At 66.1% G+C, this 25,933-nt stretch carries 16 protein-coding genes and 2 pseudogenes; 5 read left to right on the top strand and 13 right to left on the bottom strand.

The genetic code is table 11. The features are described from left to right. The first annotated feature begins 215 nt into the window (after window positions 1-215). Complete coding sequence (locus VNS22_RS03915) at window positions 216-1,931, top strand: hypothetical protein (RefSeq protein WP_325729809.1); 1,716 nt, start codon at window positions 216-218, stop codon at window positions 1,929-1,931. 118 nt (window positions 1,932-2,049) lie between these two features. Beyond that, window positions 2,050-3,264 (top strand): annotated as a pseudogene (gene hemA, locus VNS22_RS03910) (5-aminolevulinate synthase); the annotation flags it as partial. Window positions 3,265-3,276: 12 nt separating this feature from the next. On the opposite strand, the gene VNS22_RS03905 reads toward hemA, so the two are convergent. The 3 genes from VNS22_RS03905 to opgC form a co-directional block, all read right to left on the bottom strand. Further along, a complete protein-coding gene (locus VNS22_RS03905; RefSeq protein WP_325729807.1) occupies window positions 3,277-4,026 on the bottom strand; it encodes a FadR/GntR family transcriptional regulator in 750 nt (249 codons plus the stop codon). Between the two features lie 10 nt (window positions 4,027-4,036). Then, a complete protein-coding gene (locus VNS22_RS03900) occupies window positions 4,037-4,795 on the bottom strand; it encodes an SDR family NAD(P)-dependent oxidoreductase (protein ID WP_325729805.1) in 759 nt (252 codons plus the stop codon). 136 nt (window positions 4,796-4,931) lie between these two features. Then, entirely contained in the window at window positions 4,932-6,140 is a 1,209-nt protein-coding gene (opgC, locus tag VNS22_RS03895; protein ID WP_325729803.1) for an OpgC domain-containing protein, read from the bottom strand. A gap of 366 nt (window positions 6,141-6,506) precedes the next feature. On the opposite strand from opgC, the gene VNS22_RS03890 reads away from it, so the two are divergent. Next, entirely contained in the window at window positions 6,507-7,313 is an 807-nt protein-coding gene (locus tag VNS22_RS03890) for an SGNH/GDSL hydrolase family protein (protein WP_325729801.1), read from the top strand. A 498-nt stretch (window positions 7,314-7,811) separates the two neighbouring features. On the opposite strand, the gene VNS22_RS03885 is transcribed toward VNS22_RS03890, so the two are convergent. The 7 genes and pseudogenes from VNS22_RS03885 to VNS22_RS03855 form a co-directional block, all read right to left on the bottom strand. After that, window positions 7,812-8,513 carry a class I SAM-dependent methyltransferase gene (locus VNS22_RS03885; protein WP_325729834.1) on the bottom strand — a complete coding sequence of 234 codons (702 nt, stop codon included), beginning with the start codon at window positions 8,511-8,513 and terminating at the stop codon, window positions 7,812-7,814. Window positions 8,514-8,665: 152 nt separating this feature from the next. Continuing rightward, complete coding sequence (locus tag VNS22_RS03880) at window positions 8,666-10,321, bottom strand: glycosyltransferase family 39 protein (RefSeq protein WP_325729799.1); 1,656 nt, start codon at window positions 10,319-10,321, stop codon at window positions 8,666-8,668. Then, window positions 10,318-11,448 carry a glycosyltransferase gene (locus VNS22_RS03875; RefSeq protein WP_325729797.1) on the bottom strand — a complete coding sequence of 377 codons (1,131 nt, stop codon included), beginning with the start codon at window positions 11,446-11,448 and terminating at the stop codon, window positions 10,318-10,320. The genes VNS22_RS03880 and VNS22_RS03875 overlap by 4 nt, the downstream gene beginning before the upstream one ends. 379 nt (window positions 11,449-11,827) lie before the next feature. After that, window positions 11,828-13,147 carry a lipopolysaccharide biosynthesis protein gene (locus VNS22_RS03870; RefSeq protein WP_325729795.1) on the bottom strand — a complete coding sequence of 440 codons (1,320 nt, stop codon included), beginning with the start codon at window positions 13,145-13,147 and terminating at the stop codon, window positions 11,828-11,830. 173 nt (window positions 13,148-13,320) lie between these two features. Further along, the gene (locus VNS22_RS03865; RefSeq protein ID WP_325729793.1) at window positions 13,321-16,899 is read right to left on the bottom strand and encodes a DUF2341 domain-containing protein; all 3,579 of its coding nucleotides are present in this window, start codon (window positions 16,897-16,899) and stop codon (window positions 13,321-13,323) included. 236 nt (window positions 16,900-17,135) lie between these two features. After that, window positions 17,136-17,390 carry an HAD family hydrolase gene (locus VNS22_RS03860; protein WP_325729832.1) on the bottom strand — a complete coding sequence of 85 codons (255 nt, stop codon included), beginning with the start codon at window positions 17,388-17,390 and terminating at the stop codon, window positions 17,136-17,138. Window positions 17,391-17,548: 158 nt separating this feature from the next. Beyond that, window positions 17,549-18,819: pseudogene (locus VNS22_RS03855) on the bottom strand (IS3 family transposase). A 69-nt stretch (window positions 18,820-18,888) separates the two neighbouring features. Here VNS22_RS03855 and VNS22_RS03850 point away from each other — a divergent pair. After that, complete coding sequence (locus tag VNS22_RS03850; RefSeq protein ID WP_325729830.1) at window positions 18,889-19,956, top strand: IS630 family transposase; 1,068 nt, start codon at window positions 18,889-18,891, stop codon at window positions 19,954-19,956. 265 nt (window positions 19,957-20,221) lie between these two features. Next, window positions 20,222-20,653 (top strand): cupin domain-containing protein, encoded by a 432-nt coding sequence (locus tag VNS22_RS03845; RefSeq protein ID WP_325729791.1) that lies wholly within the window; start codon window positions 20,222-20,224, stop codon window positions 20,651-20,653. A gap of 7 nt (window positions 20,654-20,660) precedes the next feature. Here the strand turns inward: VNS22_RS03845 and VNS22_RS03840 are convergent, their stop codons facing one another. From VNS22_RS03840 to VNS22_RS03830, 3 genes are read right to left on the bottom strand one after another with little or no spacing between them, the layout of a single operon-like run. After that, a complete protein-coding gene (locus VNS22_RS03840) occupies window positions 20,661-22,757 on the bottom strand; it encodes a PP2C family protein-serine/threonine phosphatase (RefSeq protein WP_325729789.1) in 2,097 nt (698 codons plus the stop codon). A gap of 1 nt (window position 22,758) precedes the next feature. Continuing rightward, window positions 22,759-23,769, bottom strand: coding sequence for an ABC transporter substrate binding protein (locus VNS22_RS03835; RefSeq protein ID WP_325729787.1), 1,011 nt, complete (start codon window positions 23,767-23,769; stop codon window positions 22,759-22,761). After that, window positions 23,766-25,895, bottom strand: a complete 2,130-nt coding sequence (locus VNS22_RS03830) for an MFS transporter (RefSeq protein ID WP_325729785.1) — start codon at window positions 25,893-25,895, stop codon at window positions 23,766-23,768. Before VNS22_RS03830 ends, VNS22_RS03835 begins: the two co-directional genes overlap by 4 nt. Window positions 25,896-25,933 lie beyond the last annotated feature (38 nt).

Below are 25,933 nucleotides of genomic sequence, written 5' to 3'. Positions count from 1 at the left end.
TCGTAACAATTTTTATGTTGCCTCCACTGTGCATCATGATACTCATAAGAATAGTTCCACAATGTAGCCCGATGTCTTGCACAAAGACTATCGAAACATAAGACTTGCCGCATCGTTTGGCTGATTTTGTCTGATCAGCCTATAAATCGCCTCGGTCATACATCAAAATTTCACGAGAAGGTACTTCATCCCTATCCGTGGGGAGGATTGGTGTCGTGCGGAAATCAATCACACGTTCTGGGACCCGGCATCATCTGGCCCGCCTGCTGCTGGCAGCCGCCAGCCTGTGCTGCCTGTCCCTGGCCAGCCAGGCGCAGGAGGTTCCGGCCTCGGCCATTCCAAACCGGGCGCCGAAATATTTTCCGCCGACCTATCGCGCGGCGCTGGGTGCCCCACTGCCGGCGATCATCGGCAACGAGACGCTGCCGGCCACGGTGCCGGCCAAGGGCACCTACTCGAACCCGGACGGCACGCTCGGCTTCATCAGTGGCACCGGTGCCGCGAAGACGGTGGGCGCCGGCGAGCACCCGTTCTTCAAGTCGCTGGGCGCCAACGGCCGGAGCTGCGGCACGTGTCACCAGCCGTCGCAGGCGATGAGCGTCAGCGCCGCCGACATCCGGGCACGGTTCAACCGGTCCGGCGTGAGGGACCCCATCTTCGCGCCGGTGGATGGCGCCAACTGTCCGACCCTGGTGCCGGCTTCCGAGACCAAGGCATCGCGGTTCTACGGTGGCCGTCGCGGGCGCGGCAGCGATTCGCGCAAGGCCCGCTCGTTGCTCCTGAACGACGGGCTGTTCCGGATCTTCATGCCAGCCGCCCCCAATCGCGACTTCACGATCGAAGTGGTCAAGGATCCGTATGGCTGCAACACGCCCGGCAACCCTCATGCCAGCACCTCGGACGGCAATGACGGCGCCAACGGGACCGGCGGAACGATCCCGATCTACTCGATGTACCGCCGCCCCCTGATCAGTCTCGCGCTCGACTTCAAGACCAAATCCCTGAGTTTCGGCCCGCCCGGCCCGAGCGGCAATATCATGTGGGATGGACGCGAGCCCAGCTTAGAATCCCAGGCGCTGAATGCCACGCTGGGCCATGCACAGCGTGACAACCGGCCTACCTCCGAGGGTGGCCAGGGAACCATGGACACCAGCCATCCTGATATTGCGAAGATCGTGGAGTACGAGGTCAGCTTCTTCGCCGCGCAGATTCGCGACAAGAAGGCCGGCGCGCTCGACAAGGACGGCGCTACCGGTGGCCCCGCGCACCTCAAGACGAGCGTGGAGACCGAAGGGGTCATTTTCCTCGACCTGGTCACGCAGCCTCCGCCTCCGCCCAAGCTGCCCTTCGACGAATTCGACGGCTGGTCGGCCGACAGGTCAAAGCATCGTCAGTCGATTGCGCGGGGACAGGCGTTGTTTAACGGTACTGCCCCCGACAATCGGGGCAAGTTTACCCTCGGAGAAGTTGCCGGCTTCAATGACGCCTTCCCTGGTGCACCAACAGATCCGGTACCGAACTCCGCTTGCGCCACCTGCCACAATGGCGTTGCCGGCGGCTCGGATATCATCCAGGCAAGCCAGCGAAATATCGGCACGGCCGGTGACTTCGCCAAACGTCTGGGCAACCCGCTGCGGAGCGATCTGCCGGTCTTCAAGATCACCTGCACGGGCGACAAGCCGCCCTTCTTCCCGGAGAACAAGACCGTGCTGGTCAACGATCCGGGCATGGGTCTAGTCACCGGCAGGTGCGCGGACATCGGCAAGTTCTCGGTGCCGACCCTGCGTGGCCTCGCCTCCCACGCGCCGTACTTCCACGACGGCTCCGCCAACACGATCGCCGACGTCGTCTACTTCTACAACAAGCGGTTCAACATGGGCCTGACCAAGCAGGAGAAGGCCGACCTGATCAACTTCCTGGCTGCCCTCTGAGCTTCCCGGACCGGTCAGGCGACTGACTAGGGCCCCGGTCGGACCGAAAGCCGGCCGGGGCCCGATTGTCTTCGCAGGCCACGTTCCGCCCAGGCATCCCTGCTTCCCGAGGACGATCATGGATTACGACGCATGGTTCCGTGCAGCCGTCCAGCGCGTGCGCGCCGAGGGCCGCTACCGGGTGTTCGCCAATCTGGCCCGGGAAGTCGGCGCCTATCCCCGTGCCCGGATGCGGACCGCCGCAGGTCCGCGCGACGTGGTGATCTGGTGCTCCAACGATTATCTGGGCATGGGCCACCATTCGGCCGTGCTGGACGCGGGATGTGCCGCCCTGCGTGCCCATGGCGCCGGTGCCGGCGGCACGCGCAACATCTCGGGCACTACTCATCTTCATGTCCGGCTGGAGCGTGCTCTGGCCGAGCTGCACGGCAAGCCCGCCGCGCTGCTGATGTCCTCCGGCTATGTCGCCAACGAGGCGGCGATCAGCACCATCGCCCGGCTCCTGCCGGACTGCCTGATCCTCTCCGATGCGAACAACCATGCCTCGATGATCGCCGGCATCCGCGCATCAGGCTGCGAGAAGCAGATCTTCCGGCACAACGATCCCGCCCATCTGGAGCGGCTCTTGGCGGCACAGCCGGCAAGCCGCGCCAAGCTCGTCGCCTTCGAAGGCGTCTATTCCATGGATGGCGATTTCGGGAGGGCGGCGGAGATCTGCACCATCGCCAGGCGGCACGGTGCGCTCACCTACCTGGATGAGGTGCACGCCGTGGGCATGTACGGCCCGCAGGGCGGCGGCATCGCGGAGCGGGACGGGCTGACGGACCAGGTCGACGTGGTCCAGGGCACGCTCGGCAAGGCGCTGGGTGCTGCCGGCGGTTATGTCGCGGGGCCGGCCGCCATGATCGACGCGCTCCGCAGCCACGCGCCGGGCTTCATCTTCACCACCTCATTGCCGCCGGCGACCGTGGCGGCAGCCCTGGCGGCCGTGGAAATCCTGCGCGGCCCGGAAGGCCAGGCGCTGCGGGCCCGCCACCAGGAGCGGGCCGCCAGCCTGAAGTCGCGGCTGCAAGGAGCCGGTCTCCCGGTCATCCCGTCGCCGTCGCACATCGTGCCGCTGCTGGTCGGCGATCCGGTCCGGTGCCGGCTCCTGTCCGACCTCCTGCTGGAGCGCCACGGCATCTATGTGCAGCCGATCAACTATCCCACCGTGCCCCGCGGCACCGAGCGGCTCCGGCTGACCCCGAGCCCGCTGCACGATGACCGGCTGATGGATCAGCTGGTGGCGGCACTGGTGGAAGTCTGGCAGCAACTCGACCTGCCTGAGCGAGGGTCCGCCTGGCCGTCAGGCGGCGAGCCTGCCCACTGCCTCGATCGAACGGTCGAGGGCCGCCTGGGAATCGTTGATGATGCTCAGCATCGCTTGGCCGGCCCCGGGAGCATCGCGGGCGGCGATGCGGTCATAGACCCGGGCATGCAGGGCAAAGCCCTGCTCGGCCGGGATCAGCGAGCGGCTCTGCAGGCCGAAGCTCACCGCCAGCACCGCGTCGACGATCGAGCCTAGCCGGTCGATGAAAGGGTTGCCGGTGGCGGCGAACAGGGCACGGTGGAATGCGCGGTCGGCGGCATAGTAGGAGCCGACATCGGTGCTGCGCATGTCGTCGAGCGCCGCGGCCAAGGCGGCCAGCTGCACCTTGTCGTGGCGCGTGGCCGCCATGCGCGCCGCACCCGGCTCGATCAGCCGGCGCAGCTCGATCATCAGCCGGGTGATCTCCGGATCCGGGTCGCCCGCCACCAGCCAGGCCAGCACGTCCGGGTCGAGCAGGTTCCAGTCTGACTTCGGCCGGACCAGCGTACCGCGCTTCTGGCGGGTTTCCACCAGGCCCTTGGCCGCCAGCACCTTGATCGCCTCGCGGATCGTGGTGCGCGAGGCCTGCAGCTCGGCCATCAGCTCGGCCTCCTTGGGCAGCATCTCGCCCTCGGCCAGCTCGCCTCCCACGATACGGTTGCCGATATGCTCGACGACGCGGCCATGGACCCCGCGCGCGCCATAGGTACGGGACTGGTCGATCAGATACGCAGGGTCGGTTTCCATGGGTCCTTCATCAGTGCATCCACCATCCGCCATCTACCGAGAGGTTGTGGCCGGTCACGAACCGCGCCCGATCGGAGATCAGGAACATCAGCGCATGAGCGATGTCGTCCGCGCTGCCGCGGTACTTCAGCGCCTGGTGGTCGATCAGAAACTTCACATAGCTATCGATCTGGTCCGCCCACACCTCCTGTTCCAGGGGTGTCGGGATGGCACCGGGACTGATGCAGTTCACCCTGATACCGAACTTGCCGAGCTCGCGCGCCATGGAGCGGGTCAGGCCCAGGAGCGTGCCCTTGGAGCCGACATAGGCGGTGAAGTCCTCCCAGCCGCCATTGAGCGTCACTGTGGTGATGTTCACGATCTGCCCGAAGCCCTTGCGCTTCATCGATGGCACGGTCGCCTGGGCGATCGCCACACAGGCAGTGGCATTGATGTCCTGCACCCGCTGCCACTCGGCGAGATCATAGGCGTCGATCGCCTTGAGCGGGTTGATCGCGGCATTGTTCACCACGATGTCGATTCCGCCATACTGCGCGTCCAGGGCCGCGGCTCGCTCCTTGGTCCCTTGCGGGTCGGCGAGATCACAGGCGACCCAGACCAGCTCCCCGGCGCCCTCGGGCAGAGTCGAACGAAGCTCGTCCACCACCGCCTCGCCCTTCACGTCGAGCATCAGCACGCGCGCACCTGCTTCGGCCAGCATGCGCGACTGGGCGACGCCCAGACCGCCGGTGGCACCGGTTACAAGAGCAGTGCGGCCTGCATGTTCCATGCCTGCGGATCCTCTGCGAGTGGTGCGGAGATGACCACAGGGTAGGCCGGCCGTACGGCGGCAATCAAGATGCAAATCCTATGCGCGCTATGGCCAAAGCCGCCCGGGCCCGCATGGCGCGGCACCGGGCGGGCGGTCAGTCCGCCGGGGCCGAGCGCTGCAGCCCGATCGGCTGGCGCAGCAGGCCCCGCAGGTCGGCCTCGCGCAGCCAGGCGGGGATCGCCAGCGACGCAATCGCGAGGAGCGCCAGGGCAGTGCGCACCACTGCGGGGAACGGGCCGAAGCTGCGGTCAATCGCCAGCATCAGGTAGACCACGAACACGTGGAACACGTAGACCTGGAGCGAATGGCGCCCGATCAGCCGCAGGAAGGGGAGCGAGAACAGCCGGGCGAGCAGCTCGGCGATCCGGCGCGGCCAGGCTTCCGCGGCGCGCGGGCCGGCGATCAGGGTCCATGCCAGCAGATAGCCGGTCGCCAGGAAGTTCAGGAGATAGACGAGGCTGAACTCGCCGCGGTTGGTGATCACCACGAACCGGTCCCATGTCGCCGTCGGGATCAGCCCGAACGTCCAGCCCAGCCGGAACAGCATGAAGAACAGGAAGAACGCCAGTGCTGCCGCCAGAATCACCCGCCGCTCGGGATGGAACACCTGCTGCCACTCGATCATGCGCGCGCTGGTCAGCGCACCCAGCACCAGCCCGCCCATGAACACGACCTGCCAGGCGAACACGTTGAAATGGTTGCGCATCGCCAAGCCCTCGTCCATCCGCCCGAGCAGCCCGTCCACCGCTGCCGCAACCGGCAGATGAAATCCGAGCTGTACCGCCATCCAGAACAGCGCCGACATGACCGCCACCACCACCCAGCGGCCCTTGAGCACCAGGTAGACCAGGGGCGGCGCCACCAGGAGGTAGGCGATGTATTGGGGGAGGATGTCCATGTAGGTCGGCTGATGGAGCAGGGTCACCGCCGCCAGGGTGGAAGCCCAGCCGGGCAGAGCCAGCTCACCCATCCAGTTCTTCCAGATCGGCTGGAGATCCGGCAGGAGCCGGACGGCGAGCAGCAGCGCGAACAGGCAGAACAGCGCGTAGAGATAAAGCTCGGCGGCACGGTGCCAGATCCGCGCGGCGCCGCCGAAGAAGCCTTCGCGGCTCATGCGCCGCGCATAGACCATCCCGATCAGCAGCCCGGACAGGAACACGAAGCCCTGGGCATCTTCGACGAAGCCCAGCTCGGCGTGGTTGACGTGCACCAGCGTCAGCCCGCCCGTGAAGTACAGGTGGTTCAACATCATGAAGGCGAGGAAATAGCCCCTCAGACCATCCAGAAGCTCGAGACGCCGCATTGCCACCCGCCTTGGTCCGTCCTCACCTGGCAACCGGACCACCCGAAGAGGTGGGCGAAAGCATCCTCGGCTGCCCGGAAACGCCAAATCTTTGGATGCTCGGGAACACCAAGCCCGCGGGAATAAGTGGATGTCGCCCCGGAAGTTCCAGTCACGAACGCTCGAACTGGCTGCCTTTAACGAAGCTTAGGGAATCGGTCATGGCGGCCCAGGCTGCGTCACTGGCGCCACAATCGGCTCTATCGATGCAGGTCGTTCGCGCCTTGGTTCAAATAGCGCTCGCAACTCCTGCGTGTCCCGCTTACCGATAATACCGACCTGCCGTGCGAGGCCTTAGTCCGGCCTTTCCGATCGGAACGACGTGCCATGAGATTGTTGCTCGTCCTGAGCCTGATGACGCTCGCCCTCGTCGGGCTGCCAGCCCCTACCGGCGCTGCTGCGTGCGACGCGCCTTCAGGAGTATGGGGGCCGTTCGATTCGCTCCCGCGCACTTGGGCGCGGCTGGCTGCGACCCGCTCTCTCAAGATCGTCGCGATCGGCTCGTCCAGCACCTATGGGACCGGTGCCACCAGTCGCGAGCACAGCTATCCGGCCCAACTCGCCCGTATCCTCCGTGGGCGCTTTCCGCAGGCTAAGGTCGAGGTGATCAATGCCGGGATCGGCGGCGAGACCGTGATGCGCAACCTCGCCCGGTTCGAGCACGACGTGCTGGCGCATCATCCCGACCTGGTGATCTGGCAGGTGGGCACCAACGATGCCTTCCAGAAGAAGACCGTCCAGGAGGTCTATGCCGGCATCCTGGCTGGCATTCGCCAGGTGCGGACCGCCGGTGCCGAGCTCGTGCTGATGGAATCGCAGTACTTCCCCGAGCGGCCGGAGACCGAGGCGCTCAGCCAGGCCCGGGCGACGATACGCCAGGCCGCTGCCGACTCGGGCGTGCAGTTCCTGCCGCGCTACGCCCTGATGCGCCACTGGATCGAGACGAAGCTGTTCTCGCCTGAGACCATGTTGGTCGCCGACAAGATCCACATGACCGACGCCAGCTACCAGTGCCTTGCAGAACGGGTGGCGGACCTACTGCCGGCGACACCTACCTCGGAAGCTCGCGGCGTGACGACCGCCACCACGGACGGTCTGAAATCATCGGCCAATCGGCAGGCGGCGGCAAACTGAAAGGCCGGTTGCTCACCGGCTGCCCTGTCGTCCTCGTCATTCTTTCCGATCGTTACCACGATCGCTTGATCCATTGCTCCGTTGGAAGCCGCAGATGGCGGTAAAGAGACGATCAGTCGGCTGCTCGTCTGACAGAACCCACGACTATCCCTAGCCGCGATAGTAGTGACAGATCGGCTCCGTGTGCAACGCCGCTCGAACTGTACATCATCGACATCCCCGTCCGCTGCGGTGGTGTCGCTAGATCCGAGGCACCGCCTCGCTCAAATGTCTCTGTAGATTGACTAAATCTTCGGCTTGAACCCAGCACCTCAAGACAAGCCTATCGATCAAGATAGGTGGACATTTCCAATGTCCGGTCCATCAGCGCGAATCCAGCAATCGATACAATCGTCCGGGTCCTCTACCGATCGCAGGTCGACATGGGCGACACTGCTTGCACGTTCCACAGGCGCACGCGTCGCTCACTCGGCACCGGGCGAAGCCGCTCAAGCCGTTTCACGCAGGTCGCCTGATGACCCAGAAGCGGGTGAAGCCCCGGTTGCTGGCACTGACGTTGACTGGCTCTTGCGCCAAGAGATCGTCCACATCCCGCGTGTCAAACCCAAAATGGGTTCCCCAGTGTGATCTGCTCTCAGACCTGAACTTGCCGATCCGTTCTCCCTTCATCAGCGCCATCACGTAGTCGCGCCTGAGTGACGGCCGCTGCGGCAACTCCTTCAGCGTGTAGCCGTACAGGCCGACCTTGACCAAGAACTTCACGATCCCCGCGAAGCCAACTTCCACGGGCACCGAGATGACGCCGATGCCGCCCGGCCGAACGGCATGCACGACGCTCCGCAGCGCATTGCCGAGATTGCCGGTATGCTCAAGTGTTTCGAAACACGTCACGAAGTCGAACTGCGGCCTTGTCGCGTCGAACCTGTTCAAATCGATCGTCATGAACTCGAGTTCAGGATGGCGCCGGCGCCCTTCTTCGAAGTGCTCGTCCAGATGGTCGAAACCCGTGGTATGCGCGGCCCGGACAAGCTGACGCACCTGATCGGTCACATAGCCGTTTGAGCAGCCGAAGTCCGCGTAGCTGCCTCCTGGCGGCACCTTCAGGCTGGAGATCAACGCCTTGATGTCGTTGAGCCGCTTGATGTGCGGGATATTGCGCAGCCTGAGGCGGCGATATGTGATTGAATGATCTTTGGCCATGATGCTCAACTGATAAGTTACGCCACTTTCTAGACGGCAAGCGCAGGGGCCTACAAGGACACCACCAACTGCAGGCTGCCGCACGGGAACGTCATCATCATGTGCGGGTCGCGATCCTCCTGACCTCGTGACTGGAACAATGGACCGTTGCCCTATCTCGTTTCAGCGGACGTTGATGCGGCGCGGGAGTGAGCGATGACCGGGCAGTCCTGTGCCGCACCGAGGGCCGGATGAGACCAACGAAATGCGAGCAGGTGAGTACCCTTCGGCAGTTCGACAGGCTCCATCTCCCGGACCACCAGATCGGCGACTTCGTCGTCGATCATGGGCCCACGGCGCCAGCGGAAGGCAGGCGTGATCAGCAGACCCGTCGGGTAGCAGCGGATGACCTTCTCGACTGCCTCCGGCGAGGCAATGACCGGCCGGCCTGTCCGCCTGTCCAGATCGAATTCCTGCTTGCCCATTCCCTGGGAGAGCACCTCGCCGTAGCGGCTCTTGCTGATCAGAACGTCGTAGTCGCCCAAATAGTAGATGGCATCCAGCTCGGTACTGGTCAGAATGACGTCCGAATTCTCCAGTTCATCGTGCAGCACCTGCCTGACGACGTCCCAGCGAGGTGCCGGCTGGGCTGGAGGAACCGTGATGTCGGCCAGCAGCGTGACGGTGCGAATGGTTGCGGCGTTTGCCACCAGCAGCCATACGACTCCGAGAGCCACGACGACGGCGGCAAGACCACCCGCTGCTGCTCGACCTGGCAGTGCATAGGTGATCGCAGCGGTCGCGTGACGGCGCATGAATGAAATTGTCCGCCGAAGTACCGTTGCGAGCGCCACACCCCAGATGGTGAAGATGAACGGCATCAGATAGAACACGTAGCGAAGGCTCTTGTTGCCCGCCAAGCTATGCAGGAGGATGCCGACCCCAAAGATCACCATGGCGAAGAATACCGGTCGAGGCGCTGCGACCAGCGCGATAACCGTCAGCATCGGCAGCAAAGTCCACAGAGTCGGATAGAATAAAACAAACCAAGTGTGATAAAATACTACATTGCCTGCATTTTCGGCTGCCCACATAGGGGTGTTGCGGAACATGACGAACGCGGCCTGCAGTTTGCCGGTCGCCAAGCCGACCACCAGGACGATCAGCATCAGCGCGATGCCGCCCACGACGAGAGCCCTCTTGCGTGCCACGGTCACATCGCGGCGCAGCAACCAGGGCACCACGACGTACAGCCCGCCCCAGACGCCCAGGCCCACGATCCCGATCAGGGTGGTCACCTGGAAGTACATTGCGACGGCCAAGGCCAGCATGCCGACGACCGCGAAGCCGATTCTCCTGGTCCATGCCTCCTGCTCGACGACAGCAGCATAGATCGCGAAGCAAGCGGCCAAGAATGCAAAGGCGTGTACGCCATAGAAGCGTGCGAACTGCGCCGTGTCGACAGCGAACGGGGAAACGGCGAACAGTAGCGCAGTCAGCAGCGCGGCGAGGTTGCCCGTTCTCGCCCGCAGCCAGACGAACAGCAGGGATGCCATCAGCGCAACGGAAACCACGGAAGGCAGCCGCGCCACCCACCGGTGCTCACCGAAGACGGAGAACAGCTTCGCGACCAGCCAAGTGAATACCCGCCCACGCTGATAAAGGCCATCGGCTATGCTGAAAGCCCCGGTCTTCAGATATCCATGCGCGGCCAGAATATGATACAGCTCATCAAAATCTGGAGCCTTATTCAGATTTATAGCATATAGTGCGCACGAGAACACGAACAGGAGCAGCGGGATCGTTGGCCCTGAACGCAATATATTCACGTCGAATCTCCGATCAATTGTCGTATCATGCTCACCAACCGCTGCGCTTCCCGATCCCAGTTATAAGTTGATCGGACGGCCGCCCTCCCGCGCTCCCCCATCGCGCGCGCCTCATCAGGGTGCGCCACCAGCCACTGCACGGCGTCTCGGATGGCGCTCGGCTTCGCAGGATCCACGCAAATGCCCACACCCTGCCCCTCGATCAGCGCTTTCCAGACAGGAAAATTCGATGCGACAATTGGCAGACCCGCGGCCATGTACTCAAAGAACTTCGTCAGTTCCTTCTCTCTGTAATGCTCGGTCTCCGGCATGATAGCGAGGCCGCAGGTCCAGGCCTCTGCATATGCCTGCACTATCCGCGAAAACGGCAATCGTTCGTTGACGCCTTCGAACGTCATCCGGCCGGCAGCAGTTCCTCCACGCTGCTGCATGGCAGTCACCGTTGCAGGTTCAGCCCATCCTATCAGATGAATTTCGGCATCGGGCAGATCACGGGCGAGGTCTGCATAAATCAGCCCTCCCCGATCCACCACGAGCGTGCCCGTGTAGAGCAGTCGAGGCTTCGTTGGAGGCTGACGGATCGGCTGCTCCATGATGGCAGCGAATCGATCGAGCCGCGGATAGTTGAGGACCGGAACCGCATCAGGAAATCGGGCCGAGTAATACCGCTCGGCTATAACAGTCCTGTATGGAAGTTTCGCTACCCGCTCAAAGTAATCGTAGCCAAATGCCACCGCGGTCGCTACCGGCTTGGGCAGCCAATGTCCCTTGCGAATGCTGGTGACATAGTCCTCATGAACATCAAAAATGACAGGCTTGCCTGTCGCCCGCAGCGCCAAAGCGAAGGGAATCAGCTCAGGATCGTGGAACTGATAAAGGTCTGCCTTTTCTGCCAGCGCCCTTGCCACCACCTGGCGAGTGGTGACCGTCATCCGCTTCAGCCGACTCTTGGGCTTCGGCACCGTCAGGATCCGCACGCCCTGCAGTTGCCGGTCTGGTCCGTCGTCTGGCACCACCAAGGCGACGTCGAAGCCGGCCTGCGCTAAGGACACGCACTCCTTCTCGAACACGCGGTTGTCGTGCAGGTTGTGCACCGATGTCAGATGCACGATCTTATGCTGATTCATGACAGCCGCTATGTTGCTGACAGGGAGTAGGCATTGTTCCATCGCATCAGGTTCGCCACAGCCATCCCGCGGCGGCGAGCCTATCAGCTGCGAGAGGCAGCGGGGCTGAAGTGCCTGCACGGCATGTTCCGACCCCGCCGCGCCGACGCTCTCACCTCGGCACGATAGCAGCAGGGGCCAGATATCCAGTTGCTCCTCAACAAAGGCGGTCGCTCAGGTCAAGGGCATCTGGTCGGACCCATGGTCTGTTGCGGCGGGGAGGCTGGGAGGTTGCGACGGCCGAAAATGGCAACCGGACAGCCCTCAATGCAAGCCAATCGCTCCGGCAAATCTGACAGTCCTCTCCAGCGGGCGATATGAGAAGGGTCCCGGCGACCCTTCACTCGGTGGTGACCGCAGCTGATGCAGCGCTTCCGGCAGCTTGGCCATGCAGGATGGCGTGATGGCTCAGCAGCCAGTTGACGCCGTAGTTGGCACTCATGGCCACGCTGTATAGCAGCAATGTCTGATTGGATGAGAGCTGCCACCCCCATCCAATCAGGAATGCAAGCAAGGTGATGGCCATGTTGCCAATATCCCACCAAAGGTTCAGATCCTGACGACCGAACATCGCAAGCGTCTGGCCAACGGGAAAGATCACGAACTGGGCGAGATACATGATTGACAGGATCTGAAGCTGTACGCCCGCCTCGCGCCACGCCTCACCGAACACCAACGCAAACAGAAATGGTGCCGGGATCGCGACCGCCGCCATGCCGAGCAGTCCGATCCAGGCCAGATGGAAAGTAGTCGAGCGGAACAGGCGCAGGAGTGCTGCTCGGTCCTCACGTGCGAGCTTAGGCGCAGCCCCCAGATATGCCTGCCCGATGCTCATGCCGAGCAGGCGCACGGGTGCCAGTACCACCCGCTGAGCCAAGCCGAACTGACCAGCCACCACGGGTCCGTACAGGGTCGCCAAGAACACCGCCGGCAGCATCTTCGCCGAAGTGTTGAGGAGCAAGGAGGGAGTCAGCAGTAGCGGGAAGCGGTAGTGACGTACGGCCGCCGCACGGATCGCAGACAGGCTGGTGGCTCTGAGGAGCGCCCGATCCCGCACATCGAAGCTGCGCAGAAAATTGACGATGCCCGCCGGCTGCCCGAGCGCCTGCCCTACCACCAGCCCGGCCGGTCCTTTTGCGAGCCAGCCATGGAGAACCTGCCATACCGCCATGAAGCCGAACTGGGCCAGCTTGCTCAGCGCCACCGCGCGGAATGCCTGCCGTCGGACCGCCCAAAGATTGGTTGCATTGTAGAAGGCCATGCCCAGCGTCCCGATAGGGATCGCCCAGAGCAGCGGGCCAAGACCGGGAACATTCGCACCCGTCACGAGCTGTTCGCCACATAGCGCCACTACCAGAGCGACCAGGCAGGTCGTGGCAAAGCCGGTGATCACGGCTGCCAGGAAGGTAGCCGCGGCATCCTCGTCGCGCCCATCCAGAGGAATGGCGGTTTCATAGCGCAGGTTCGTGACGGCACCGGTGATCGAAACGATTGCCGTAAACACGGCGAGCACACCGAAATCCGCAGGCGTATAGAGCCGGGTCAGAAGCGGCGTGACCGCGATCAGCAGCGCCTGCGCCGCGAGCGTTCCGAGGGTGACGGTCAGCGCGTTACGAGCTAGCCCGCCCTTCTTGAAGCGTTGAGTCAAACGAGCGAGCACTGCGGCTGACGGCTCCGGTTGAGGCTTGGACGGCGCCTCTCATGCCACGCCGGGGCGATCACCGCGAGACCGGGCGATCCGATGTGGTCGATCTGCCTCACCAGGAGCCTCAGCCGACGAAGACGGCCGCGTCCAGAGGACGCGGCCGTTACCTCGCTGGCAGATCAGACGAATCAGATAGTCTGTAGCGCGACCGGCAGATCCATGTCGGTGCGGGTATGAGTGCCCAGCGATTCCGAAGTGAAGCTCCAGCCCGACCAACTCGAGCCGCCATTCACGCTGTACTCCGCATAGGCGGAAGGCACGATATTCCGCTCCTTGAAGCCGTAGGCCGTGCCGCGCTGTGCCGCGCCGAACCAGTAATTGCCGGAAGTGGCGGAGAACCGCATGTGGTAGGTCTTGCCCTTCGTCAGCAGACGCGGTTGGGAGAAGGACCTGAACTGCCAGGGCACCGCCACGTCGTAGCGGGTGCTGGTCACGACCTGTGAAGGCGGGATCCGGACATCCTCCAGGATCGTGCCGGCCGAAGCATCGATCAGCTGGCAGATCAGGTCGCTGGGCGAGCCGCCGGACTTGCGCACCCGCAGCCACACGCCGTTCACGCTCCGGCTCTCGTCCAGCATCGGCAGGCGCTGCCTTGCCATCAGTGAGCCGCCGACCTGCTTGTCGCCGCTGTCATGGGCGAACATCCAGCCCACGCCGCAGGCCATGCCGTCCGCATAGTAGATCTCGAAGATCGGGCAGCGGTCGGTGCGCACGTACCAGCCGCCGGAATTGTTGACCCAGAGATGCGCCAAGGCGTCGCCGTGGAACGGGCCCATCCGGCCGGTGCCGCCGGTCGGGATCGGCATCTTGGTGTGCAGCATGTTGACCGAGATCTCGTTCTTGCCGCTCGAATCGAGCTGCAGGAAGACGAGGTGGTAGATCTCCCCGGCGGTCAGCACCGGATAGGGTGCCAGGAACGGGATCTGCGCGAAGCGGTCCGAGTTCATGAGGTTGGTCAGGTTGGCGGTCTTGGCTAGCACCGTGTTGGTCGGAAAGCCGGTGGCCGGATCGTTGGTGCGCAGCTCGATCCGGATCGTGCCGCCATTGCCGATGCTGTAGCCGACATGCCCGGTGGCCTGGTCATAGCGTAGAAAATAGCGCAGCGACGTGATCTGGCCGCTCCGCTCGGCAGCGAAGCGGAATGCGGCGGGCTTGCCGTAGCCATAGCGGGTGTTGCCGACCGCCTCGGCGTGAATGGCGCAGCCGAACAGCCGGCCTCGATACGGCTTGTCGTCGTTGGTCGGTGCCGCCGGCTGGGCGACCTCGACCACCACCGTGCCGACCGAGGTCTGGTTCTGCGCGTCCTGCATCGTGTAGGTGAAAGCGTCCTCGCCCACGAAGCCGGTGGCCGGCGTGTAGACGACCTTGCCGGCCGAGATCACCGCGGTCCCATTCGCCGGCGTGCCCACCTGGCCTGAGACGAGGCTGCGCGTGCCGCTCTCGGGGTCGATGTCGTTGGCCAGGACATCGATGGTGATCGCGGTGTTGCGCGAGGTCGCGACACGGTTGGGCACCGCGACCGGCGCCTGGTTGGTCGTGCCGAACGCGTCCTCGCCACCCAGGCCGTAGAAGGCACCGGGCCGGCGGTGATTGAGGTACTCGGCCTTCAGCCAGTTCTCAGGCAGTGCCGAGGCTCGCAGCCGCACCTCGTCGATGGCACCGTCCCAGGCGGACGAGGCATCGAAGGAGGCGCGGCCGATCCGCAGCGGGCCGTTGCTGAAGCTCGTGGTGCCGTTGCGGACCGAGGTCTCATAGCTGGGTGTGTTAGCCTCGGCGTCGATCCAGATCTGCGGATTGCCGTTCTGCTGCCAGGTGACCGCGAGGAACTGCGCGCCTGTGCGCTGGACGTCCGAGGCGGTCTCGATCCGGGTGCGGCCGCTGGTCAGTTGCTGCTCGAGCAGGATGACATTGGTGCCGCCGCCGGAATGGCCGGCCTTGTCGTAGCGCAGGCAGAAGCCCATTGCGTCGTCGCGGCCGGTAATGGGCCCGACCGAGACGATGCCGCGGTCGCTACCGACCTGATCCGCCTTGATCCAGGCCTGGACCGTGTAGGCGGACAGTGCATCCAGGAAGGTCGGCGATTCGCGGCTAGCCTCGCTGTCGGTCCCGTTGAAGTCGCCGGCGGCGCCGATCAGGCTGCCGGTGCCCAGCGCTTTCACGGCGAGGTCACGGCCGCGGCCGGTCCGGTCGGTGGCCACCGGCAGGTGATAGACGGCCAGATAGTCCTTCCAGACGCCCGCCGCGTTCTCCTCCGAGAGAGCCACCCCCTCCTTGCCGTAATACAGATAGATGGTGGTGTCGGCGGTGGTGAGCAGACTTGGCATCCGCACCCAGGCGCGCAGGGTGCCGGCCGCCCCGTTATAGGCCTCGACCTCGTGGTCGAGCTTCACGCCGGAACCGGAGGCCGGGGCGGTCTCGAAGCGGAGGTCCAAACCTGCCGGGGATTCGAGCCGGCCGTTGCTCGCAGACTTGTGCTTCAGCCAGTTGCCGGACAACTCCACCAGCATGGGGAAGTCGGTGAGGGATCCCCCGGTCAGGGAAGTGCGCGGCACCACCAGGCGGCGGCGGTAGCGGTAGCCGTTGGAATAGGCGCTAGGGGCGGGCTGCACCTGCACCTGCACCGTCACGGTGCCGCTGCTTTCCCCGCCGCGGCTGTCCGCGATACGGTAGGTGAAGCCGTCCGTGCCGGTGAAGCCGGCAGCCGGCGTGTAGACGACCCGCTGCTGGCCATCCACCGCGACCGTGCCGTTAGACGGCACGGTCAGGGCGATCAGGCGGATGGTGTCGCCGTCGACATCGGTATCGTTGGCGAGCAGCGGGATGGTCACCGGCGTATTGGCGTAGGTGGTGACCGAATCGGCGGTCGCCACCGGGGCCGTGTTGCTGGCCTGGACCTGCACGGTTACCCGACCGGTCGCAGTGCCCCCCTGGCCATCCGTGATCGTGTAGGTGAACTGGTCGGTGCCGGTGAAGCCGGTGGCCGGCGTGTAGAGCAGGCGATCCAGCCCGTCGATCGAGACCGTGCCGTTCGCGGGCATGGCGATCCCGGACAGTTGCAGCGGGTCACCGTTGCCATCGCTGTCATTGGTCAGCACCGTGATCAGGACCGGCTGGCCGGGGCCGGTCGTCACCTGATCGTCGTTCGCCACGGGCGGCAGGTTCACGCCCGCCACGGTGATGGTGACCTCGGCCGAATCGGAGCCGCCCTGCCCGTCGATCACCGTGTAGGTGAAGCGGTCGACGCCGGTGAAGCCGAGTTCGGGCTGGTAGGTCACCGACATGTCGGGATGGGCGGTGATGCTGCCGTGGCCCGGCATCGAGATACTGCCGAGCTGGAGCGGGTCGCCGTCGGGGTCCTGGTCGTTTGCCAGCACGTCGATGTTGACCAGCGTGCCCGGTGCGGTCGCAGCCGCATCGTCGTTGGCGACCGGCTGGAGATTGGCGGCGCTGACCGTGATGGTCACGACCGCCTGAGCGGTTTCGCCGGTCGTATCGCCCACCGTGTAGGTGAACTGGTCGACGCCCGAGAAGCCCAGCTGGGGCGTGTAGATTAGGGTATTGGCGGCCGGCCCCGGCGCTACCGTGCCGTTGGCCGGCGAGGAGAAGCCGAGGAAGGTCAGGCTGACGCCCTCGTCATTGGCGAATGGCGCGATCGTGACCGGCTGACCCGGCTGGGTGGCGAAATGGTCTGGGCGGGCAATAGGCATGGCGGAGTGCTCCAGGCAGTAGGCACGTAGTTTGACAGGATCACGTTCCTTTTCTGCCTACACTCCTATGTAAGGAATATTATCTCGTCAATGAGATTTCATGCCAGTGGAGGCCATTTCGCTACCAGGGCCCGCAACAGCAGAGGCAGTCGGCGATCGTGATGGTCCGTGATCACCATGTCCGCCCCGAGCGCTAGGATCTTCGCCGCCAAAAGTTCAGACGTTATTCCTACCATTTACAGCCCGGCGGACACGACGGAGCGGAGCCCGGCACGACTGTCTTCAAAACGCGACGCAGCTTCCGGCTGGCCATCCAGCAGCTCGAGCCTGATGAGATACGGCAAGGGGTGCGGCTTGGCGTCGGTGAGCTCGACCGCGCTGATGATCCCGTCGAACCGGTCACGGGGCCCAGCTTCGGCCAGGACCTGCTCGGCATTGGCAAGCGGCGCGTTCGTCACCACCGTCCGGTACCAGCCGGTCCGCTCGACCAGATCCAGGAACTCCGGCGATCGCCGTGGTGGCCTGTCCCAGCATCCGGCTGGCCTAGTGAACTGACCGAGACGGAAGATTCCCTTCCGCTCGGGGTGGCATCATCTCGGCGGGATGCGCGAAGTGTACCGGTCCACAATGATGAGACACCGATCTGCGCTCACGCGGCCATGTGCATCCGACCAAGCTGGCCGGCTCGAACCTGGGCGGGTGTCCGGTAGTCGTGCCGCTCGACGATCCAGCTCCGGTTGTAGGTCTGCTGGAACGCGATCAGGTCCAGCCGCAGCTCCTCGATCGTGGCGAAGCGCCGGACCCAAAGAAGGTTTTCCTTCAGCACCCGGATGAAGCGCTCCGCACAACCATTGCCTTCGGGCTCGCGCACGAAGGCCGGCGAGCTCGCGATGCCGAGGAAGCGGATCTCGGCCTGGAAGTGGTGGCTGACGTACTGGCTTCCGTGATCGTGGCGCAGAGCAAGACCGCTGGCCAGGTTCTTGCCGAAGGCGGCGAAGCGCTCGCGCACCCCCTGCCGGACCGGCTCAAGCGCCTCGAAGCGATCGGCGCGGCGGCAGGCATGGAGGCCGACGCATTCGGCCGAGCAGTGGTCGACGGCGACGAACACCGCCGCCTGGCCCTTGCCGGTCATGACGGAGGTCAGGTCGGTGCCCCACATCGCGTCGACCCTTTCGGTGGTGATCGTGCCGTCGTGGGCTCGTGAGCCCCGCGGCCGGCCCATGCGCTGATGCGCCAGCAGGCCGTGGTCGCGCATCAGCCGCAGCACCCGGCGCCGGCTGGTGCGGACGCCGGCGAAACGCAGCCGCGCCCACAGCTTGCGGTAACCCTCGCCATGAAAGGGGCTCGCCGTCAGAAGCTGCCGGATCGCCCGCACCAGTTCCTCGTCCGCCATCGCACCGAGCGGCCCAGGCCGCCTGCGCTCGCTCGCCTCCGACCGGCGGCGATGGCGGTAGATGGTTGCCCGCGACACGCTCCAGACGCGCGTCACCCGCTGCAGGCCGTAGACCCGGTTCGTGGCAGGCGAGACCCGTCGGCTCATCGCCTCGACCTCCGGCGGGCCAAAGGGTGGCTGGTCTCCAACCGCTCGATCTTGGCCTCGAGCAGCTCGTTCGCCATCGTCAGATCACCCACCTTCTCCTTGAGGCGGCCGATCTCAGCCTCCCGGGCATCGGCAGGCCGGGTCTTCAACGATGCCTCGCCAGCGGCCAGGAAGGCGTCCCGCCAGCCGCTCAGATCGGCGGCGGTCACCCCGAGCTGGCGCGACAGCAGCTCCAGATCCTCACCCCGCAACAGCCTCAGCACGGCGTCCTGTTTGCGGCGCGCCGACATCCGCCGTCGGCACTCGGGCGTGGGCCCGGATCCGCCAGCACAGAGGGCGCGCTCCACCGGCCCCACGTCCGACCCAACGTCCTCGTCCATCCTCCACCTCCTTGCAGTCCTCTACCTGCAAAGCGGTGTCTCAAAGAACCGTAGGCCGGGAGAGAAGGGATCACCGTCGAGGTCTCGGCCGCCGATCGCGCCCTCCTGAAGGCGATCGTGGCCGACCGTAACAGCCCGCAGAAGCACGTCTGGCGGGCCGCTGTCATCCTGGCGACGGCCGAAGGCTGCGGCACGGCCGAGATCATGCGCCGGGCCGGGGTGTCGAAGCCGTGCGTCTGGCGCTGGCAAGCGCGGTTCATGGCTGAGGGCGTGGCCGGGCTGCTGCGCGACAAGACCCGCCCGCCCGGCACGCCGCCGCTGCCGGGCGCGACCGTCGAGCGGGTGGTCGAGCTGACCCACCAGGCGCCCCCAGGCGAGGCCACCCATTGGACGGGTCGGGCGATGGCCGAGGCGGCAGGAATCAGCCTGAGCGCCGTGCAGGGCATCTGGAAGGCGCACGGGCTCGTGCCGCACCGGGTGCGGACCTTCAAGCTGTCGCGCGACCCGGCGTTCATCGCCAAGCTGCGGGACGTGATTGGCCTCTACCTGCACCCGCCGATGCACGCGGTCGTGCTCTCGGTCGACGAGAAGAGCCAGATCCAAGCCCTCGAGCGCACCCAGACCGGGCTGCCGATGAAGCAGGGCCGGTGCGCGACTGTGACCCACGACGACCAACGCCACGGCACGACGACCCTGTTCGCGGCGCTGAACTTGCTCGACGGCACCGTGATCGGCCGCTGCATGCAGCGGCACCGCCACCAGGAGTTCCTGCGCTTCCTGAACACCATCGAGGCGGCGGTCCCGGCCGGCAAGCTCGTGCATGCCATCCTCGACAACTACGGCACCCACAAGCACCCCAAGGTCCTCGCTTGGCTTGAGCGCCATCCCCGCTGGACCTTCCACTTCGTCCCGACCTCGTGCTCCTGGCTCAACGCGGTCGAGACCTTCTTCGCCAAGCTCACCCGCAGGCGGCTCCGGCGCGGCAGCTTCCACTCGCTGGTGGCCCTGCAGGCGGCGATCAACCGCTTCGTCGAGGAGGCGAACGAGGACCCCCGGCCCTTCGTCTGGACCGCCGAACCAGAAGGCATCATCGAGAAGGTGCGGCGAGGGTACCAGGCGTTCCGGTCACTCCACTAGGTCTGCTCGTCGAAGGTGATGCTGAGCCTGCCGAAAGTGCTCTCGAAGGCGCGGTAATGCTGCTGCCCGGTGACGACCAAAGTACCATCCAGGTCGAACAGAAGCGTGCGTGTCATTGACCCTCTTTCTTGAGAGCCGAACCTCTTCTAGCCAACCCGTGCCGCCCGAGACAGCCCGGGCGGCACAACGCACCATTGCAACGAGCACCCGCACCGCCGACAGTCGGCCCGCCAACAACAAGTCCAATTCTCAGGGAGAACCGTCGATGCAGCCGTTCCGCCGGCTCACGCCGTTCCTGCTGGCCGGCCTGCTCGCCGGCTGTGCCGGCCAGGCAGCACCACCGGCAAAGCCCGTCACGGTGACCGAGCTCGCCAGCGCCACCACCACCGCGTCGGGCCAGCCGATCCGCTTGCCGGGTGGCGAGATTCGGGTGGTGCTCTCCGACTATCGGATCGCACCCGCCGCGAAGCTGCCGGTGCACAAGCACCCCTACCCCCGTTACGCTGTGGTCCAGTCCGGCACGCTCGCCGTGACCAACGAGGTCACAGGCGAGACGATCACCTACCGTCCAGGCGACCTGGTCGTGGAAGCGGTCGACCAGTGGCACTCCGCCGTCAACGCCGGCACAGACGAGGTCCATCTGCTGGTCCTGGACGAGGTACCCGGCTCCGGCAGCAACACGATCCTGCAGGAGTAGGCGCGCTTCAGGCGGCCAGTGCCTGGATCCGCTTCAGCGCACACAGCTGCAGCGCCAGCATGGTGATGTCGTCGGCCTGTGCCGCTCCGGCGGTGAACTCGTCCAGGCCGGCCTGAACGTCCTCCACCGCCCGGCGCGGGTCGCCGCCGTCCAGTTCGCCAAGCGCACGGGCCAGCCCGTCCGTGTCGAAGAACCGCTCCTGCCGGTCGGCCGCCTCGGTCACCCCGTCGGTGAACAGGAACAGCAGGTCGCGCTCGCGCAGCTGCAGCGTCGCCTCCTCGAAGCCCGCCAGGTCCGACACCCCCAGGGCCGGGCCCAGGAACCGGTCGATCACGCTGAGCTCGCCGTCATGGCGGCGCAGGAAGGGCGGGTTGTGCCCGGCATTGGCGAGCCGCAGCTGGCCCGTGCGCGTGTCGAGGATCGCCACGAGTGCCGTGGCGAACATCATCTGGGGATTGTCCCGGGCCAGCACGTCGTTGGCAAAGTGCATCGCCTCTGCCGGCCCCATGCCCTGCAGGCAGGCGGCCTTGATCAGGCTGCGGGCGATCGCGATGAACATGGCGGCGGCCACGCCCTTGCCCGACGCGTCGCCGATCGCGACGGCCACCTGGTCGTCGTCGAGCAGGAAGAAGTCGTAGAAGTCGCCGCCCACCTCCTCGGCCGGCCGCATCGCCGCGAACACGTCGAACTCGGTGCGGTCGGGAAAGGCCGGGAAGCGCGTGGGCAGGCTGGAGAGCTGCAGGGTCCGCGCAATCGACAGCTCCTGGCGGAGATGGACCAATTCCTCGCGCTCGCGCACCGCCTCCTTCAGCCGCTCCAGATCCCGGGTGCGCTCGGCCAGGAGGCGGGACAGCTCCTGGTACTGGGCCAGCACCCGGCCGGTCATGTGCTGGAAGGCCACCGCGAGCGGCTTGGCGCCACCCGCCTCGCCCTCGCCCGCCCGGCTCTCCGCCTCGATCCGGGCCAGGTCGTGCTCCAGCTCGGCACGTGCCGGCGCATCCAGCGTCGCTGCCAGCTCCTGCATCTTCTGGCGGATCATCGCCTCGGAGCGGCGGCGTTCGCGCGACTGCCGGAAGCGGATCTGCTCCAGCGCGATGGCACCCTCGCGGAGCACGCCCACTGCCTGGGCGATGCCGCCCACCTCGTCGGCCCGGCGCGGCGGGTCGGGCGACAGCAGCAGGTTGCCGCTCGCCACCGCCTTGACCACCAGGGCCAACTCTTCCAGCGGCAGCAGGTTGTGGCGCAGCCAGCCATAGAGCATGCCGACCACGACCAGGAGGATCAGGCCGCAGCTCACGATCGTGGTGCTGGTCACCAGCCAGCGCTGCTCACGCTCGGCAGTGACGTCGCGCAGCGCGATCAGCCAGCCTGCCGGGGAGCCGCTCAGGTCGTAGATCTCGACGCTGCGCGCCTTGTGCACCCGGCCGTCCGCGTCCTCGATCACCGGGTCGATGTCGCCGGCCCGATAGGCCTCCTCCAGGTCCGGCCATGCCCGATCGTCCGTGGAAGCGATCCGCGCCGTATCGGCCGACATCAGGTAGGCATTGCCGCCATAGGTATCGGCAAAGGCCTTCAGCGTCGGGCCCAGCGGCCGGCTGATTGCCAGATGCCCCCCGGGCAGGGCCGAGACCACGGTCGGCGCCAGCCCGCCGCCGGCCTCGGGCTGCAGCCCGACCCAGGTTCCCTCACCTGCGCGCGCCTCCGGGGCCAGGCGGCGCACGTCGACCATGGCGCGGTCCTCCCCATGGCCGAGGCTGGTCCACAGGAGCTGACCATCCGGACCGAGCAGGTCGATGCGCTCGAACAGGTGCCGGTCGAGCGCATCGACCTGCTCGGTCAGGCGATCGGTGGCAGCCAGGCGATCGCCCAGCTCCATCGATTCACGGAAGGCTGCATCACCGGTGAGCTCACGCAAGAGCTGCAGCAAGGGCCCGGCCTCGGCCCGCACCGTGACCTCCCAGACCTTGAGCTGTGCGGTGCGCTCGGTGCGGTTGGCGTCGCGCCCGACCCGCTCGGCGATGATGGTGGCAGCGGCGGCGACCAGGCCAGTGATCACGGCGATCACCAGCAGCACTACGAGGACCAGGCGGATCCGCAGCAGCATGCTATACGGTCTCCGCGAAGCGCAGCAGGGACAAGGGCGGATAGAACTCCAGCCGCTTGGCGGTCTGGACGTTCACGATCAGCGAGAAGCGAGCCAGCGGTTCCACCGGGATTGAGGCAGGCTCCACCCCGTTCAGGATCTGCTCGGCCTTGAACGCGGTGAACTGGCCGACCGCGTAGTAGCGGCTCACCAAGCCGAACAAGGCGTGCGCCTGGAGGATGTAGGGCTCGGTCGAGGTGAAGCTCGGCAGGCCGGCATCCAGTGCTGCCTGGGTCAGCGGCAGCTTGTTGCCGTTCAGGAAGGTGTCCGGGGCGATGTAGAGCCATTCGGCACCGGCCCGCGCGATCTCGGCGACCTTGGCGGGCAGGGCCGCGGCGATCGGCTTGCCCGCATCGTCCAGCGGCACCGGCCGGTCGATCAGCTCGAAGCCGGTGCGTCTGGCCTCCTGGCCCAGCAGTTCTACCACCGCGCGGGAGTTGCCCTCGATCGGGCTGTAGGTGATGCCGATCGAGCGAAACGGCCGGTAGGTCGCGAGCGTGGCGAGCTGCTGGGCCATCGCGGTGATGTAGAGGGTGCCGGTGGCACGGCGGGATGGCCGCTCCAGCGACGGCACGATCTTGTTCCACACCGGCTCGGTGACGATGTTGAACACGGCCGGGATCTCGTCGGCCAGATGGATCGTCGGGTCGACCGCGTCATAGGGCCCGAGCGCCACCATGGCGGTGGTGGTGCCCCAGAGATAGACCAGGTCCGGCCGGGTCTCCTTGGCCTCCGCGACGTGGCGGGTGACCATTGCCGGCGACTGCCCGGCATCCCGCAGGACCAGTTCCACCGGGACGTTCCGCTCGCTGAAGAAGTCGGCGAAGCCCTGGCAGGCGTCTTCCCAGCCGCGCCAGGTGATCATCATGATCCGCCAGGGACGCTGCTGCGCCCGTGCCGGGCGACGGGCTGCCAGCCCGGCGGTGAGCCCGCCGACCAACAGGCTACGCCGACCGATCAGACCCCGGCTCATCGCCCGCCTCCGCTCATGGCCGGCACCAGCACCCGGCCCGGCAACAGCCAACCGGCCAGGGCCAGCAGGATCGCGGCGGCACCCGGGATCAGGCCCAACCACAGCGCCGCGGCGGCAGGCCCGGCACTGGCGAGCAGGACCGCGCCGATCATCGGCCCCAGCATGCTGCCGACCCGCTCGGCACTGCGCAGGAAGCCCAACAGCAGGGCTGCTTGGCGCCGCCCGTCCGGCCCTGGGCACAAGGCCGGCACGGCCGCCAGCATCGGCGCGCTGCCCAGGCCATGGCCGATCCCGAGAGCCGTCACCGCAATCAGCATGCCGACCTCCGGGTCCTGCCAAGGCAGGAGCAGCGCACCTGCAGCCGGCAGAAGCCCCATCAAAGCCATCGGCACGAGATAAAGGCGGCGCCGGTCGGCCAGCCAGGCACCGATCCGGATCGCCACCAGCATCCCGATCGAATACATCATGATGGTCCGGCCGATCGCCGGCAGGGTGACCTCGGCCTGCGCCAGATAGAGCGGTGCCAGATAGTAGACCATCCCGTTCAGCGCGATCTTGGCCGGGATGGCCCCTAGGATCACGATGGCGAGGAACCGAGGCGCCCGCAGCGCCAGCAGCCAGGCCGAACCGCCCTCCGCGGCCCGCCGGGCAGGAACTGCGTCACTGTCGGCCGGCAGCACCCAGGCCGCCAGGAGGGCTGCCACCACCACCAGCCCACCCGCGACCATGAAGGTGTTGGTGAAGCCCAAGCGGTCGGCCACCACCGCGCCGATCGCCATGCCGCAGATGGTGCCGGTGACCACCGCCAGCACGAACACGGCGAGGGTGCCGGCCTGCCGGCCGAGATTCGCCACCTGCACGAAATGGTGCTGGCACGCGATCGTCACCAGCGCATAGCCGATCGCGGCGATCACCCGCGCCGCGATCAGCATGGTCAGGTCAGAGGCCAAGCCGGCTAGCACATGGCCAAGCACCGCCGGGAGCGCGCCCAGGAGGAACACATTGCGGCTACCGATCCGCCCGACCCACCAGCCACCCAGTGGGGTCGCCACCGCCACCGCCACCACGAACGCGGAAAGCGGGAGGCCGATCGCGACTGCCGGGTCGAGCCACGTGAAGGGAGAAGGGAGCGAGCCCGCATAGAGCGGCATGAACGAAGTGGGCAGTTGCTCGGCGAACACGAAGATGAACAAAGGCGTGCGCGCCATCGCCGCGCCCGGTAGGGCAGTCATCCGGCCGAGCCGGCCGGGTGCAAAATGGTGCCGCTCGGTGAGCGCGCCAATCTCCCGCCCAATCCGCTCTGCAGCCTCCCGCCCCTCGCGGGCGATCTCTTCAGCCTTCCAGGTCAGGCGCGCGAAGGCCTCGTTCACCGTGCGCACCGCCAGGTTGAAGGTACGCAGTACTTGGCGGCTCTCGTCCGAGCCGATCACCGCCACCGTCCGGGTCCAGTCGCCCGCGACCACCCGGTCCACCGCGCGCCCGAGCAGGGTCATCGGCGCCTCCGCGGAACGGGCCAGGAGGAAGATCAGGATCTCGTAGGTGGCGAGCACCGAGACCAGCAGCACGATCCAGATGTCCCAGCGGACGTCGGTGATCTGGGCATCGTAAGCGCGGCTGGAGGAGCCGATATGGAGGACCAGCGGCTCCTGGCCCGGCACCACGATCGGCCAAGCCGTATCACGGATCCCGTCCAGGCTCGTGCTGATTGAGCGGCCGCCCAGGTCGCCGTCCGAATCCGGCTGGGCCTGCACCAGGCTGAGATCCGGCCGCAGCACCCGCTTGGCCGTCAGCATCGCCTCGAAGGCGGGCAGCTCGGGACCCACCCCGTGCATTAGGCTGCCCTTGCCGTCGAGCAGCGCCACGTAGCCCAGGCTCGGCAGCTGGCGGCGGAACTCGTCGAGGAACGGATCCACCTCCACCAGCTGATCGGCGGGAATGCCCAGGGCCAGCGCGCGCTCGATGGTCGCCGCGATCGAGCTGGATACCGCCTCCGCCTCGCGGTCCATCAGCGGCAGCAGCTCGCGGTTGAACGCGTCCAGCGCGCGATTGGCGACGTAGAGGGTCGCCAGGACCAGTACCGCTACGACCAGGAGGATCAGAGCGGCGCTCTCTCGGCCGCCGGCCACGGCGGGTGCCCGGTCCGCCGCCGATGACTTGCTCCCCT

The organism is Geminicoccus sp., from assembly GCF_035556675.1.
GTDB lineage: Bacteria > Pseudomonadota > Alphaproteobacteria > Geminicoccales > Geminicoccaceae > Geminicoccus.
Note: the sequence above shows the minus strand (reverse complement) of the source record. Positions and strands in the feature narration are given on the sequence as shown.

Coding starts and splice junctions, on each gene's coding strand:
- VNS22_RS03885 (WP_325729834.1), bottom strand. CDS start 8,513: ATGGCCAAAGATCATTCAATCACATATCGCCGCCTCAGGCTGCGCAAT.
- VNS22_RS03845 (WP_325729791.1), top strand. CDS start 20,222: ATGCAGCCGTTCCGCCGGCTCACGCCGTTCCTGCTGGCCGGCCTGCTC.
- VNS22_RS03900 (WP_325729805.1), bottom strand. CDS start 4,795: ATGGAACATGCAGGCCGCACTGCTCTTGTAACCGGTGCCACCGGCGGT.
- opgC (WP_325729803.1), bottom strand. CDS start 6,140: ATGCGGCGTCTCGAGCTTCTGGATGGTCTGAGGGGCTATTTCCTCGCC.
- VNS22_RS03875 (WP_325729797.1), bottom strand. CDS start 11,448: ATGAATCAGCATAAGATCGTGCATCTGACATCGGTGCACAACCTGCAC.
- VNS22_RS03890 (WP_325729801.1), top strand. CDS start 6,507: ATGAGATTGTTGCTCGTCCTGAGCCTGATGACGCTCGCCCTCGTCGGG.
- VNS22_RS03835 (WP_325729787.1), bottom strand. CDS start 23,769: ATGAGCCGGGGTCTGATCGGTCGGCGTAGCCTGTTGGTCGGCGGGCTC.
- VNS22_RS03905 (WP_325729807.1), bottom strand. CDS start 4,026: ATGGAAACCGACCCTGCGTATCTGATCGACCAGTCCCGTACCTATGGC.
- VNS22_RS03865 (WP_325729793.1), bottom strand. CDS start 16,899: ATGCCTATTGCCCGCCCAGACCATTTCGCCACCCAGCCGGGTCAGCCG.
- VNS22_RS03840 (WP_325729789.1), bottom strand. CDS start 22,757: ATGCTGCTGCGGATCCGCCTGGTCCTCGTAGTGCTGCTGGTGATCGCC.